12 protein-coding genes and 1 pseudogene are annotated in these 13,776 nt (G+C 75.4%); 6 read left to right on the forward strand and 7 right to left on the reverse strand.

Going from position 1 to position 13,776, the window contains the following annotated elements:
• Nucleotides 1-5 precede the first annotated feature (5 nt).
• The 5 genes from BMY88_RS18845 to BMY88_RS18865 all read left to right on the forward strand — a co-directional run bounded on the left by BMY88_RS18845 (nucleotide 6) and on the right by BMY88_RS18865 (nucleotide 5,256).
• On the forward strand, nucleotides 6-1,340 hold the full coding sequence (locus BMY88_RS18845) for an alpha-amylase family glycosyl hydrolase (protein WP_091947267.1): 1,335 nt from the start codon (nucleotides 6-8) through the stop codon (nucleotides 1,338-1,340).
• Nucleotides 1,337-2,281 carry an alpha/beta hydrolase gene (locus BMY88_RS18850; protein ID WP_091947269.1) on the forward strand — a complete coding sequence of 315 codons (945 nt, stop codon included), beginning with the start codon at nucleotides 1,337-1,339 and terminating at the stop codon, nucleotides 2,279-2,281. Before BMY88_RS18845 ends, BMY88_RS18850 begins: the two co-directional genes overlap by 4 nt.
• Nucleotides 2,278-3,423: an epoxide hydrolase family protein gene (locus tag BMY88_RS18855; protein ID WP_091947272.1), complete on the forward strand. Its 1,146-nt coding sequence runs from the start codon at nucleotides 2,278-2,280 to the stop codon at nucleotides 3,421-3,423. The genes BMY88_RS18850 and BMY88_RS18855 overlap by 4 nt, the downstream gene beginning before the upstream one ends.
• Before the next feature lie 157 nt (nucleotides 3,424-3,580).
• A complete protein-coding gene (locus tag BMY88_RS18860; RefSeq protein WP_170861177.1) occupies nucleotides 3,581-4,501 on the forward strand; it encodes a nuclear transport factor 2 family protein in 921 nt (306 codons plus the stop codon).
• Nucleotides 4,498-5,256, forward strand: coding sequence for an SDR family NAD(P)-dependent oxidoreductase (locus BMY88_RS18865; protein WP_211435719.1), 759 nt, complete (start codon nucleotides 4,498-4,500; stop codon nucleotides 5,254-5,256). Before BMY88_RS18860 ends, BMY88_RS18865 begins: the two co-directional genes overlap by 4 nt.
• A 21-nt stretch (nucleotides 5,257-5,277) precedes the next feature.
• On the opposite strand, the gene BMY88_RS18870 is transcribed toward BMY88_RS18865, so the two are convergent.
• Genes BMY88_RS18870 through BMY88_RS18885 form a run of 4 tightly spaced genes read right to left on the reverse strand, consistent with a single transcriptional unit; the run spans nucleotide 5,278 to nucleotide 9,860 of the window.
• Complete coding sequence (locus BMY88_RS18870; RefSeq protein ID WP_091947280.1) at nucleotides 5,278-7,617, reverse strand: xanthine dehydrogenase family protein molybdopterin-binding subunit; 2,340 nt, start codon at nucleotides 7,615-7,617, stop codon at nucleotides 5,278-5,280.
• Entirely contained in the window at nucleotides 7,614-8,138 is a 525-nt protein-coding gene (locus tag BMY88_RS18875; protein ID WP_091947284.1) for a (2Fe-2S)-binding protein, read from the reverse strand. Before BMY88_RS18875 ends, BMY88_RS18870 begins: the two co-directional genes overlap by 4 nt.
• Nucleotides 8,135-9,010: an FAD binding domain-containing protein gene (locus tag BMY88_RS18880; protein ID WP_091947287.1), complete on the reverse strand. Its 876-nt coding sequence runs from the start codon at nucleotides 9,008-9,010 to the stop codon at nucleotides 8,135-8,137. Before BMY88_RS18880 ends, BMY88_RS18875 begins: the two co-directional genes overlap by 4 nt.
• 7 nt (nucleotides 9,011-9,017) lie before the next feature.
• Nucleotides 9,018-9,860 (reverse strand): SDR family NAD(P)-dependent oxidoreductase, encoded by an 843-nt coding sequence (locus BMY88_RS18885; protein ID WP_091947290.1) that lies wholly within the window; start codon nucleotides 9,858-9,860, stop codon nucleotides 9,018-9,020.
• A gap of 107 nt (nucleotides 9,861-9,967) precedes the next feature.
• On the opposite strand from BMY88_RS18885, the gene BMY88_RS18890 reads away from it, so the two are divergent.
• Complete coding sequence (locus BMY88_RS18890; protein ID WP_170861178.1) at nucleotides 9,968-10,693, forward strand: enoyl-CoA hydratase/isomerase family protein; 726 nt, start codon at nucleotides 9,968-9,970, stop codon at nucleotides 10,691-10,693.
• Here the strand turns inward: BMY88_RS18890 and BMY88_RS24720 are convergent, their stop codons facing one another.
• From BMY88_RS24720 to BMY88_RS18900, 3 genes and pseudogenes are all read right to left on the reverse strand, one after another.
• Nucleotides 10,694-11,026, reverse strand: a complete 333-nt coding sequence (locus BMY88_RS24720; RefSeq protein ID WP_280138746.1) for an NAD-binding protein — start codon at nucleotides 11,024-11,026, stop codon at nucleotides 10,694-10,696.
• A pseudogene (locus BMY88_RS24725) lies at nucleotides 11,024-11,509 on the reverse strand (NAD(P)-dependent oxidoreductase); the annotation flags it as partial. The gene BMY88_RS24720 and the pseudogene BMY88_RS24725, both read right to left, overlap by 3 nt.
• 28 nt (nucleotides 11,510-11,537) lie before the next feature.
• Nucleotides 11,538-13,679 carry an acyl-CoA dehydrogenase family protein gene (locus BMY88_RS18900; RefSeq protein ID WP_091947297.1) on the reverse strand — a complete coding sequence of 714 codons (2,142 nt, stop codon included), beginning with the start codon at nucleotides 13,677-13,679 and terminating at the stop codon, nucleotides 11,538-11,540.
• Nucleotides 13,680-13,776: the final 97 nt, after the last annotated feature.

A 13,776-nucleotide genomic window follows, 5' to 3' on the forward strand; every position in this document is an offset into this window, starting at 1 on the left:
GGCGCGTGGGACACGGGGAGCGGGACTGGGTCGAGCACGTGATCTGGTGGCACGTCTACCCGCTGGGCTTCGTCGGCGCCGAGCCGGAGGGCGATCCGGCCGCCCCCGTCGTCCACCGGCTGGGCCGGGTGACCGCGTGGCTGGACCACCTCCTGGAACTCGGCGCCTCCGGCCTGGCGCTCGGGCCCGTCTTCGCGTCCGGGACACACGGGTACGACACCGTCGACCACCTCCGGATCGACCCCCGCCTGGGCGACGACGCCGACCTCGACGCCCTGATCGCCGCCGCGCACGACCGCGGCATCCGCGTGCTGCTCGACGGCGTCTTCCACCACGTCGGCCGTGGCCATCCCGCGTTCCGGGCGGTGCTCGAGCAGGGGCCGGCAGCGCCGACCGCGTCCTGGTTCCGGCTGCGCTGGCCCGGCGGCCCCGAGGCCTGGCGCCCCGGCGTCGAGCCCGGCTACGACGACTTCGAGGGCCACTCGGCCCTCGTCGCGCTGGACCACGCCGAGCCCGCGGTCGTCGAGCACGTCGCCGAGGTCATGACGCACTGGCTCGACCGCGGTGTCGACGGCTGGCGCCTGGACGCCGCCTACGCCGTGCCGACGGCGTTCTGGGCGCAGGTGGCCGGGCGGGTGCGCGCCCGCCACCCCGGCGCCTACCTCATGGGCGAGGTCATCCACGGCGACTACCCACGCTTCGTCGCCGGGAGCGGCCTGGACTCGGTCACGCAGTACGAGCTGTGGAAGGCCGTCTGGAGCTCGCTCAACGACGCCAACCTGCACGAGCTCGCCCACGCGCTGCGCCGGCACGACTCCTTCGTCGAGCACTTCGTGCCGTACACGTTCCTCGGCAACCACGACGTCACCCGTATCGCCAGCCGGCTCACCGACCCCGCGCACCTGGCCCACGCGGTCGTCGTGCTGGCCACGGTCGCCGGCACCCCGGCGGTGTACGCCGGCGACGAGCACGCCTTCCGCGGGGTCAAGGAGGACCGCGCCGGTGGGGACGACGCCGTGCGGCCGGCCTTCCCCGACACCCCGCAGGAGCTCTCGCCGCTGGGCCTGCCCACGTTCGGCCTGCACCAGGAGCTGCTCGGGCTGCGCCGCCGGCACGCGTGGCTGCACGCCGCGCGGACCGAGGTGCTCGACGTCGCCAACGAGACGCTGGTCTACGCGTCGGCCGCACCGCAGGGCCGGCTGCTGGTCGCGCTCTCGACCGCGGCCGCCCCCGTGACCCTGCCGGCCCCCGGCGCGCGCGCCGTCCTGGCCGGCGCCGCCGAGCTCCGCGACGGGCGGGTCGTGCTGCCCGCCGGCGGCTGGGCGGTGCTCGGGGCATGAGCGCGCCGGTGACCGTCGAGGTCGACGTCCGGGCGGTCGCGCCGCCCGGCGGGGCCCGGGCCGTCGTCGACGTGTTCCTGCCGCCGGCGGACGTCGGACCCGCCGGCACGCTGTGGTGGCTGCTGCCCGGTGGCGGCATGTCCCGGCGGTACTGGGACCTCGACCTGCCCGGCGCGGGCCTCGCCCGGTTCCTCGCCGCCCGCGGGCACGTCGCCGTGACCGTCGACCACCTGGGGGTGGGGGAGAGCAGCGTGCCCGACGACCCCTACGCGCTCACCGCGCACGCGGTCGCCGACGTGAACGCCGCCGTCCTCCGGTCCGTCGCCGACGGGCTGCGGGCGGGCACCATCGGGCCGGAGCCGCTGCCCGGCCTGCGCACCGTGGGCGTCGGGCACTCGGCCGGGGCCGGGCTGCTGGTCACCCAGCAGGCGCGGCACGGTGGCTGCGAGGCCCTCGCCCTCCTCGGCTACGGCGGGCGCGGCATGCCCGAGCAGCTCGATCCCGCGCTCGCCCGGTACGCCGACGACCCCGACGGCCTGCGTCGCGCCCTGCCCGGCCTGGTCCGCGACCGGTTCGGCACCGCCCTGCCCGACCTCGACCGGCGGCACGGGCGGGACCGGTCGGCCGAGCCGGGCGTCCCCGGCGCGCTGGCCCGCGCGAGCACCCCGCTGCTGGCGCTGGTCGGGCTGGCGGCGATGGTGCCCGGCAACGCCGCGGCGGAGATCGCCGCGCTCGACGTCCCGGTGCTCCTCGCGCACGGCGACCGGGAGATCGGCGCGCCGCTGGCCGAGGTCGCCCCGGAGTTCTGCGGCACCGGCGACCTCACGCTGTACCGGGTGACCGACTCCGGCCACCACCACGTCGTCGGCCCGCACCGCGGCCGGCTGTTCGACCGCCTGCTCGCCTGGGCCGGCGCCGTCCTGCCCCGAGGAGAGCGATGACCGCACCGGGCCTCGAGCCGTTCACCGTCGACGTCGCCCCGGCCGTCCTCGACGACCTGCGCGAGCGCCTCCGCCGGACCCGCTGGCCCGAGGACGAACCGGTCGCCGACTGGTCGCAGGGCGTGCCTGCGGCGTACCTGCGCGACCTGTGCCGCTACTGGGCGGAGGAGTACGACTGGCCCGCCCGGCAGCAGTTGCTCAACCGCTTTCCGCAGTACCGGACGACGGTCGACGGCCTCGGCATCCACCTGATCCACGTGCCCTCGCCGCACCCGGGGGCGATGCCGCTGGTGCTCACGCACGGCTGGCCCGGGTCGGTCGTGGAGTTCCTCGACGTCATCGGGCCGCTCACCGATCCGGTCGCGCACGGCGGCGACGCCCGGGACGCGTTCTCGGTCGTCTGCCCGTCGCTGCCCGGCTACGGCTGGAGCGACCGCCCGGCCCGCACCGGCTGGGGCGTCGAGGCGATCGCCGCCGCCTGGGCCGAGATCATGTCCCGGCTCGGCTACCAGCGGTTCGGTGCGCAGGGCGGCGACTGGGGCGCGGAGGTCACCCGCGCCCTGGCCGACGCGTTCCCCGACCGGCTGACCGGCATCCACCTGAACATGGTCACCGTCCGGCCCGACCGCGAACCCGAGGGCGGCCTCACCGACGCCGAGCAGCGGGCCCTCGGCCGGCTCGCCGAGCACCGCGAGCAGGGCACGGGCTACTCCACTCAGCAGGCCACCCGCCCGCAGACGCTCGGGTACGGCCTGACCGACTCACCCGCGGGGCAGCTCGCCTGGATCCTGGAGAAGTTCGCCGTCTGGGCCGACTGCGACCTCGACCCGGTGGCGGCGCTCGGCGCGGACCGGCTGCTGGACAACGCGATGCTCTACTGGGTGCCGGCCACGGCGGCGTCGTCGGCGCGGCTGTACCGGGAGAGCTTCCGGCGCCCCGGGTGGCCCCCGACCTCCGTGCCGACCGGCGCGGCGATCTTCCCGCACGAGATCGTCACCCCGTCCCGGCGCTGGGCCGAGCGCGCGTTCCTCGACCTCCGCCGCTGGAGCGAGCTGCCGGCCGGCGGCCACTTCGCGGCCCTCGAGCAGCCCGACGTCCTCGTCGCGGAGGTCCGCGCCTTCTTCCGCACCGTCCGGATCTGAAGCCGGCTCGGCACGCGACCCACCGCGCATTGCACCTACTATGTCGGCGCGCGGACCGGTCGGTTCCGCGGGGGGACGGCGCACGACGGGTCGGCGGCACGGGGGCGCCGACCTGTCGCGCGCCCCCGGCCCCGTCGCATCGAGTCAGGGAGTGCCCGTGGACGTCGTCGGCCTCAACCGCGTGGAGCTGGTCATCGACCAGGCGCGCATCCACGACGCGGTGAAGCAGTTCAACGAGGCGTTCGGGCTCCGGCTGCCCGATCCCATCGACATCGCCGGCCACGGTGCGCTGTCGGCCACGGACTTCGCGGGCGGCCTGGAGTTCATCGCGCCCGCGCCGGGGGACACCAGCAGCAGCGTCGGCCGGCGGCTCGCGGAGTTCGGCGAGGGCCAGCTCGGTCCGCTGGTCTTCCGGATCCGGGACGTCGAGGCCGCACGCGGCTGGCTGGAGTCCCGCGGCTTCCGCATCCGCTACGAGTACGACAGCCGCCAGGGCAGCGCCGACGAGGTCGAGATGTCGGTGCACCAGCTGCACCTGGACCCCGAGCAGTGGTTCGGCTTCAACGTCACCCTGATGCGCCCGTTCGAGGGCGGCGCAGCCGCGACCGCGGTGGCGCAGGCCGCGGACGGCGGCGCGGCGACCCGCGAGCGCAACAAGGCCGCCGTCCTCGCCTTCGCCGCCGCGCTCGGCGCCGGCGACATCGACGCCCTCGCCGAGCTGCTGGCCCCGGACTTCTCGTGGGAGGTCCCGGTGGCCGCGGCGCCCGTCTCCTCCCGGCTGGCCGGCATCGGCGCGCCGTCCGGCGAGCCGCGAGACCGGGCCACCACGCTCGCCGTCCTGGACGCGACGCTCGAGGCCACCGTCGGGCGGAGCCTGCGCCTGGACGTGGGCACGATGACCGCCGAGGACGACCGCGTGGCCGCCACCGCGACCGGGCACGCGGTGATCGCGGCGACCGGCCGCACCTACGCCAACCGCTACCACCAGCTGTTCACCTTCGACGGTGAGGGCCTGATCCGCCGGTTCGTGGAGTACCAGGACACGCTGCACACCGTCGACGTGTGGGTCGCCGGGTGACCGGCCCGCTGGAGGGCCGGGTCGCGATCGTCACGGGCGCCGCGCGGGGGATCGGCGCGGCGACCGCGCGCGTGCTGGTGGCGCAGGGCGCCCGGGTGGTGCTGGCCGACGTCGACGGCGCCGGGGTCGAGCGGGTGGCCGGCGAGCTGGGGCCCGCCGCGGTGGCCCGGTGCGCCGACGTCACCGACGAGGACGCCGTCGCCGGCCTGGTCGCCACCGCGGTCGGCACCTTCGGCCGGCTCGACGTCCTGCACAACAACGCCGTCGCCCAGGACCCGCGGGACACCGACACGGTCGGCGCCCCGGACGAGGCCTGGCGCGGCGCCTTCGACCTGGTCGTGATGGCCGCCGTGTACGGCTGCCGGCACGCGATCCCGGCGATGGTCGGGACCGGCGGCGGGTCGATCGTGAACACGTCGTCCGGCGCGGCGGTCAACCCGACCGGATCGCACGTCGCCTACGGGACGGCGAAGGCGGCGCTGGAGACCCTGTCGGCGTACACGGCGGCGAACTACGGCACCCGGGGCATCCGCAGCAACGTCGTCGCCCCGGGCTTCGTGCTCACCGAGGGCGTGCGCGAGGTCTTCGACGACGCCGCGGTGGCGCGCTTCGCCGAGGGCGCCGCGGCCGGCCGGGTGTGCACCCCCGAGGACGTCGCGGAGGTCGTCGCCTTCCTCGCCTCCGACGCCGCCCGGTACGTCAGCGGCCAGGTCGTGCGCGTGACCGGCGGGGGAGCCCGGCCCCTCGTCTGGTGACGGAGGGGCCGGGCTGCTCGCTCAGGCCGCGCCGGCGCCCACCACGCCCGCCAGTCGGAGGACCTCCGCCGGGGGCAGGTACTGCTCGGTCACCCGGGCCCCGAACGGCGCGAGCGCGTCGGAGATCGCGTTGGTCAGCGTCGCGGGGGCGACGATCATGCCGCCCTCGCCGACGCCCCGGAAGCCGACGCCGTCGTCGTCCGGCGACTCGATGTGCACGATCTCGATCGGCGGGATCTCGGCCGAGGTGGGCAGCAGGTAGTCCATGAACGTCCCGGCGAGGAAGGTGCCCTCGCTGTCGTAGGGGATCCGCTCGTACAGGACGCTGCCGATGCCCTGGGCCACCCCGCCGCGGATCTGCCCGTCGACGATCGCCGGGTTGATGATCCGGCCGCAGTCCTCGACGACGACCCACCGCTTGATCTCGACCCCGCCGGTGCCGAGGTCGACCTCGACGATGCAGGCGTGCACCCCGCCGGACCAGCCGCTGCCGGTGGTCTCCTCGCCGGTGAACCGCTCCTCCGCCATCAGGTTGGGGTCGGTGCCCGGGGGCGCGGTCTGCGGCATCAGCGTCATCTGGCCGGCGAGCCGGGCCAGCGGGATCTCCTTGCCCGGCACGCCCTTGGGGCTGACGACGCCGTCGACGATCTGCAGGTCCGACGGGTCGATCTCCAGCTGGCCGGCGGCGATCGCGAGGACCTTCTCCCGCAGCTTCCGGGTGGACACCATCACCGCGCCGCTGCCCCAGGTCGCGGCCCGGCTGCCCCCGGTGCCGATGATGTTGAACGGGGTGAGGCGGGTGTCGCCGTGCACCACGCGGACGGAGTCGAACGGCACCCCCATCTCGTCGGCGGCGAGCTGGGCCAGCGTGGTCTCGTGCCCCTGCCCGTGCGGCGACTGCGCCGTGATCACGGTCAGCGCGCCGTCCATCTCCAGCCGGACCTTCGCCGACTCACCGCCGGTGAACCCGCCGCCGGGCCGCATCTCCTTCGGGCCGGGCGCGTTCTCGATGAACGCCGCCATGCCGATGCCGAGGTACCGGCCCTCGGCGCGCGCGGCCTCCTGCTCCGTGCGGAAGGCGGGGTAGTCGATCCGCTCCAGCGCACGGTCCAGGCACTCGCGGGTGGTGATGCCGCGGACCGTCGGGCCGGTGATCAGCCGGTCCTCGTCGGCCCCCTCGAGCAGGTTGCGCCGGCGCACCTCGGCGGGGTCCAGCCCCAGCTCGGCGGCGACCATGTCGATCAGCCGCTCGCGGGTGAAGGTCTCCATCGCCCACGGGCCGCGGTAGGCCACGTAGGTCGACTTGTTGGTGGCCACCACGCGGGTGTCGCACCGGTAGCCGCGCACCTTGTAGGGGCCGGGCAGCAGGAGCGCGATGACCCCGGTGAACGACGCCGCGGAGAACGGCATCCCCGGATAGGCGCCCATGTCCAGGTCCAGAGCCGCCGTGAGCCCGAGGATGTCGCCGGCCTCGGTGACCGCGACGCGGGCGGCGATGCGCTCCTCGCGGGCGTGCCCGGACGCCATCAGGTGCTCGTTGCGGTCCTCGATCCACTTCACCGGCCGGCCGAGCTGCCGGCTGGCGATGGGCACGCAGAAGTCCTCGCGGAAGATGTTGCCCTTCAGGCCGAACGCGCCGCCGACGTCCTGGGTCAGCACCCGGAGCCGGTCCATCGGCTGGTCCAGCGTCTGCGCCAGTTGCAGCCGCAGGCCCTGCGGCGACTGGGTGGCCGCGTGCACGGTCAGCTCGCCGGAGCCGGCGTCGTAGTCGGCCACCAGGCCGCGCGTCTCGATCGGCACGTTGGCGATCCGGTGCTGGCTGAGGGTCACCTCGATGATCCGGTCGGCCGCCGCGAACGCCGCGTCGACGTCGCCGGACTCCTTCGTCGCCGTGTGGACGACGTTGCTGTCCAGGTCGGCGAACAGCGGCGGCACGGAGGGGTCCAGCGCCGCCTCGTAGTCCATGACGACGGGGAGGTCGGCGTACTCGACGTCGATCATGCCGACGGCGTCCTCGGCCGTGTACCGCGAGTCGGCGACCACCATCGCGACCAGGTCGCCGACGAAGCGCACGGTGTCGGTGACCAGGGGATAGACCTCCGGGACCGCACCCTGCGACAGCGGGCTGCGGATCGGCTTGCTCAGCTCCCGCATGTCCGCGCCGGTGTAGACCGCGTGCACGCCCGGGGCCGCCCGGGCCGCCTCGACGTCCAGGTGGGTGACCCGGCCGTGCGCGATCGGGCTGCGCAGGAACGCCGCGTGCAGCATGCGGGGCAGCTGCAGGTCGTCGACGTAGTGGCCGCGCCCGGTCAGGATGCGGCGGTCCTCCACGCGCGGGACCTTCGCGCCGACCATCCTCATCGGGAGATCTCCTCGACCCGTCGCGCGTCGCCGGAGGCGCCGCCGCCGTCGCCGTTGACCCGACGCACGGCCTCGGAGACGCCGGCGACGATCGACTGGTAGCCCGTGCAGCGGCAGAGGTTGCCCGACAGCTCCTCGCGCAGCTCCTCCTCGGTCGGCGTCGCGCCCTCCTCCAGCAGCGCCACCGCCGTCATCACGAACCCCGGCGTGCAGAACCCGCACTGGAAGCTGTGGCAGTCGCGCAGCGCCTCCTGCAGCGGGTGCAGCTGCCCGTCGCGCTCCAGCCCCTCGATGGTGCGGATCTCCCGGCCGTCGACCTGAACGGCGAGCAGCAGGCACGCCCGGACGGCGTCGCCGTCGAGCAGGACGGTGCACGCCCCGCACACCCCGTGCTCGCAGCCGACGTGGGTGCCGGTCAGCCGCAGGTCGTCGCGGATGAAGTCGGTCAGCGTCCGCCGCGCCTCGACGGAGCGCTCGTAGGCGACCCCGTTGACCGTCACGCGGACGGTTCGTCCGGTCATGCCCGTACCCCTGCTCTCTCGGAGGCCTGCTGGAGGGCCCGGGCCGTGAGCGTGGCGGCGAGGTGCCGCCGGTACTCGGCCGAGCCGTTGAGGTCGCTCGCCGGCTCCAGGACCACGGCCGCGTCGTGCCCGACCGCCGTCCAGAGCTCGGCCGACGCGGTCTGCCCGACCAGCGCCGTCTCCGCCACCGGGGAGCGCAGCGGAACGGCGTCCACCCCGGCGTACGCGACCCTGGCCGCGGAGATCCGGCCGTCGCCGTCGAGGGCCAGCGTCGCCAGGACCGTGACGATCCCGTAGTCACCGCTGCGCCGGCTGAACTGCTGCACGGCCCACCCGGTGCCCGCCGGCAGCGCCGGCACGTGCACCGCCGTGAGCAGTTCCTCGGGCTCCAGGGTGGTCGTGAAGTAGCCGTCGAACAGGTCGGCGGCGGCGATGGTGCGCCCGCCGCCGGTGCCGCGCACCTCGACCGACCCGTCGAGCAGGGTCAGCACGGCCGGGAGTTCGGCCGCCGGGTCGGCGTGGGCCACGGTGCCGCCGATCGTGCCGCGGTTGCGGATCGCGGCGTGGCCGATCCGGCGCACCGCCGCCGCCAGCAGCGGGTTGGCCGCCGCAACCTCCGGGGAGCGCTCCACCTGGCGGTGCCGCACGGTGGCCCCGATCGCCAGCCCGTCCCCGTCGGCGATCGTGGCCAGCTCGGTCACCCCGTTGACGTCGACCAGGTGCCCCACCGAGGCCAGCCGCAGCGCCAGCAGGGGCACCAGGCTCTGGCCGCCGGCCAGCACCTTGACGTCGTCGTCGGCGAGCTCGGTGAGGAGGCCGACCGCCTCCTCGACCGAGTCGACGGCGTGGTGTTCGAACTCCGCGGGCTTCATCGGCCGGTCACCACAGGTGGCCCTCCGGGGTCCCGTCGCTGATCTGCGCCTCGGCGCGGGAGCGGATGACCCGCTCGTTCCACTCGAAGAAGTCGTCGGACACGGCCCCGTTGTACAGGCTCGCGCTCTGTTCGCGACCGATCCGGATGTAGAAACGTCCGCGGCGCACGCCGTCGAGCAGGAGCTCGGCGACGTCCTCGGGCTGCATGAGGGTCGCGGGCACGCCGTTGCCCCGCAGCCAGGCCTCGACCTGCGGGTTGCCCATGCTGCTGGCGGTCAGCGGCGGGAACAGCACCGCGGCGCGGACGGCGGCCTTCCGGTCCCGCAGCTCGCCGTAGAGGCTCTCCATCACCGAGACGACGGCGTTCTTGGTCGCGGCGTAGGGCCCGGACAGGTACGAGGTGCCCTCGGCCCCGGCGCCGGAGCTCGTGGCCACGATGACGCCCGGCTCGCCGCTCTCGACCATGCGGGCGCCGAAGGCCTTGATGCCGTAGACGACGCCCAGCAGGTTCACGCCGACCACGCGCTGCCACACCTTGGGATCCGGGTCGAGCAGCGGCACCGTGCCGCCGATGCCCGCGTTCAGGTGCAGCAGGTGCACCGCCCCGTGGGCGTCGTAGGCGGCGTCGGCCAGGCGCGCGTTGGCGTCGGGGTCGGAGACGTCGGTCGGCACGCCGGTGACCTCGGCTCCCTCGCCCCGCAGCTCCGCGACGGTGGCATCGAGGGCGTCGGCGTCCCGGTCGGCGAGCACCACCGTCATGCCCTCGCGGGCGAGTCGCCGGCCCACCGCCCGTCCGATGCCCGCCGCGCCGCCCGTGACGACGGCGGTCCTCCCGCTCAGCTCTTCCACCGGGCGCTCCTTCTGCTCAGCCGCTGCTGCGGCACGACGACGCTGTCCTCGTTAACTTAGCGAGGAAAGATAGTGATCACTATGGGTCGGGGTGCTTCGATCCGACCGTGATCGAGCTGAGCCGGCCGCTGCCCGGCGTCGTCCAGGTGACCCTGCGCCGGCCGGAGCGCCGCAACGCCCTCTCGCTGGCCGGGTTCCGGGAGCTGGCCGCCGCCTGGGGGGAGGTGGCCGGCAGCGGGGCGCGGGCCTGTGTGCTGACCGGCGGCGCCGACTTCTCCTCCGGCGCGGACCTGGCCGGGTTCGCCGAGGACCTGGTCGCGGCCGCGGGGCAGGGCCCGGGCGGGGGCCGGGAGGTGTGGGCGACGGTGAACGCCGCCGTCCTCCGCGACACCGACCTGGAGATTCCCGTGATCGCGGCGGTGGAGGGGGTCTGCATGGGCGCGGGGATGGAACTGGTCGGCGCGACCGACGTGCGGATCGCGGGGGAGTCGGCGGTGTTCGCCCTTCCCGAGGTGCGGCACGGCTTCCTCGCCTCCGGCGGCTCGGTGGCCCGGCTGCCCCGCCAGATCGGATACGCCGCGGCGATGCAGGTGCTGCTCACCGGCGCCCGGTTCGGCGCGGCCGACATGCTCGCGCGCGGGTTCGTCAGCGAGGTCGTCCCCGACGGGACGGCGCTGGCGCGGGCGCTCGAGGTGGCCGCGCAGATCGCGGCGAACGACCCGCGCGCGGTGGCCGCCGTCAAGCGGGTGGTGGCGCAGACCCTGCGCGGCACGCTCGCCGACGCCCTCGCCGCGGAGACCCGCGAGTTCCGCGCCCTCGTGGAACGTCCCTAGTCAGAGCTCCGTCAGGGGGCGGGTGGCCGCGTCCATCGTCCCGAGGGAGACCCCGAGGTCGGCGGCCACCTGGCGGGCCACCAACACGTCCTTGCGGATGTAGGGCCCGGCGCCCTGGACCAGCGCCGCCGCCGAGCCGGACGCGGCCACCAGGTCGAGCGCGTAGCTCTGCCCGCTGCAGGTGTGCAGGGTGCGGGCCACCTGGGCGACGTCGAGCCCGAACGACTCCGCGACCCGGGCCGCCTCGACGGCCAGCTGCACGTGCGCGCCGAAGAGCAGGTTGTTCAGCAGCTTGACCCGCTGTCCCGACCCCAGCGGCCCGACGTGCTCCACGTGCGACGCGTAGGCCTCGACGACCGGCCGGAACCGCTCGACGTCCTCGGCGGTTCCGCCCAGGAACACCGTGAGCGTGCCCGCGGCGATCGAGGCCGGCCCGCCGCTGGCGGCCGCGTCGACTACGGCCACGCCGCGGGCGGCGATGTCCTCCACCGTCCGCGGGCTGCCCGTCGTGTGCACCACCACCAGCGCGCCCGGCTCGAGGGACTCGAGCAGCCCGCTGTCCAGGGTCACCTCGCGGGCCTGCTCGTCGCTGTAGACGTAGACGAGGACGACGTCGCGGCCGCGGCCGAGCTCCGCCGGGCTCGCCACGACCTCGACGCCCGCGGCGGTCAGCTCGTCCCGCACCTCCGGACGCCGGACGACGGCGGCCACCTCGTGGCCGGCGGCCAGCAGCCGGTCGACGACCGGGCGCCCCATCGCCCCCGTGCCGATGATGCCCACGCGAGTCATCGCGGTCCTCCTCGTTGATGGACGGGATTGCCGGGAGAAGCTAGCGCCCGCCCGGTCACGACCGCGGCAGCCCGAGGATGCGCTCGCCGATCATGTTCAGCTGCATCTCCACCGTCCCCCCGCCGATGAGCACCCGCGGGGCCGAGAGGAGGGCTGTCGCGGCGCCGCCGTCGAGGGCGCCGGCGTCCCCCGCGCACGCCAGCTCGAACTCGGCCACGCGGGGCGCGAGCTGCGAGTGCAGCAGCTTGAGCACCGCCCCCTCCGGCCCGGGCTCCAGGGCGTCGAGGCTGCGCACCAGGATCCGCTGCCCCATCGCGTCGAGGCTGTCGTAGTCCGCGGTGAGCTCGCCGGCCCGCTGCTCGAGATCCGGGCCGGCCGCGCCGTACGCGGCGGCGATGTCGACCGGCAGGCGTCGCGAGCCGTGCCCCCCGCCGATGCTCAGCCGCTCGTTGCCCAGCGTCGTGCGCGCCAGCCGCCAGCCCTCGCCCGGATCGCCGATCACGCACGCATCGGGGACGAACACGTCGTCGAAGAACGTCTCGTTGAACTCGGCGCGGCCGTTGGCCTCGCGGATCTGCCGCACGGTGAGGCCCGGGCTCCGCATGTCGACCAGGAAGTAGGTGATGCCGTGGTGCTTGGCCGCGGCCGGGTCGGTGCGGGCCAGGCAGATGCCCCAGTCGGCGGTGTGGGCGTTGGAGCTCCAGATCTTCTGGCCGGCGAGCCGCCAGCCGCCGTCCACCCGGTCCGCGCGCATCCGCAGCGAGGCGAGGTCCGAGCCCGCCCCGGGCTCGCTGAACAGCTGGCACCAGGTGATCTCGCCGCGCAGCGAGGGTCGGACGAACCGCTCCCGCTGGGCGTCGTCGCCGTGGACGATGATGGTGGGCAGCGCCCACTCGCCGATGACCATGGAGGGCTGCGGCAGCCCGGCGCGCTGGAACTCCTGGGCGATCACGATCTGCTCGACCGGTCCGGCGTCCAGCCCGTGGGGGGCCGGGTACTGCGGCGCCACCAGACCCGCCTCGGCCAGCAGCGCCTGCCGTTGCCCGGCGGGGGCGGCCACGACGCCCTGCAGGACGGCGGCGACCCGCTCCCGCAGGCCCGCCGGCTCGGCGCCCAGCTCGAGGGAGCGGGAACGGTGCACCGAGCGGGCGCTGCGGGCGACCTCGCCGGCGGTCCGGGCGGTCGGGCCGAAGAGCGCCCGCAGGGTCATCGCCCGCCGCCAGTACAGGTGCGCGTCGTGCTCCCAGGTGTTCCCGATGGCTCCGAGCAGCGTGACGGTGTCCAGGCACAGGTCGACGGCGCGCTGCAGGCACTGGGTCGCGGCGACGGCGGCGGCGTGCCCGAACTGGTCGTCGCCCTGGCCGAACGCGGTCGCCGCATCCCAGGCCGCGGCGGCCATGAGCTCGCCGGCCACGAAGGTGCGCGCGCACTTGTGCTTGACCGCCTGGAAGGCGCCGATCGGGCGGCCGAACTGCTCGCGGATCTTCGCGTAGGCGGTCCCGGTCTCCTCGCACCACCGGGCGATGCCCGCGGCCTCGGCGGCGAACAGCGTCGCGGCCACGGCGCGGACCTGCGCGGTGGACACCGGCACCCGCAGGCCGGCCTGCACCGCGAGACCCGAGCACTCGACGGTCCCCAGCGCGCGGGTCCCGTCGAGCCCCGGCTCGGCGTGCACGGTCACCTCCGCGGCCGGCACGACGAACCAGACGTCCTCCCCGTCACCCGCCGCCGCGAGCAGCAGGTGCTCGGCGCCGGGCGCGCCCAGGACCGGACCGGTGCGGCCGTCGACCGTCCAGCCGTCGGCGGTGCGCCGGGCGACCAGCCCGGTGGGGGAGAGGGCCGCGGCGGCAGGCGCGCTCGTGGGCAGGGCGGCGCGGGCCTCCGCGTCGCCGTCGGCCGCGCGGTGCACGACGAAACCGGCCAGGAGCGTGGGCAGGAGCGGGCCGGGCAGCAGCCGGCGGCCGGCCTGCTCGACGAGGACGGCGACGTCGACCAGGGTGGCGCCGGCCCCGTCCGGCTCGGGGAGGTACAGCTCCAGGAAGCCCTGGTCGACCAGCCGGACCCAGAGTCCGGCGACGACGTCGCCGGGCGTCCCGTTGACCACCGCCCGGATCCTCTCGGCCGGGGCGTGCCGCGCGGCGAACGCGGCCACCGCCTCGGCGAACGCGGTCTCGTCCCCGGTGACGGCGATGCCCATGACGGTTCCCTCCTCGTGGCCACGCGCCGTGGCCGTCGCGACCGCGCGCGGCCCTGCGCTCGATCCCAAAGATGTAAAGATAGAGCCCATGCGATGG

Origin of the sequence: Trujillonella endophytica (assembly GCF_900110555.1) — a bacterium.
GTDB lineage: Bacteria > Actinomycetota > Actinomycetes > Mycobacteriales > Geodermatophilaceae > Trujillonella > Trujillonella endophytica.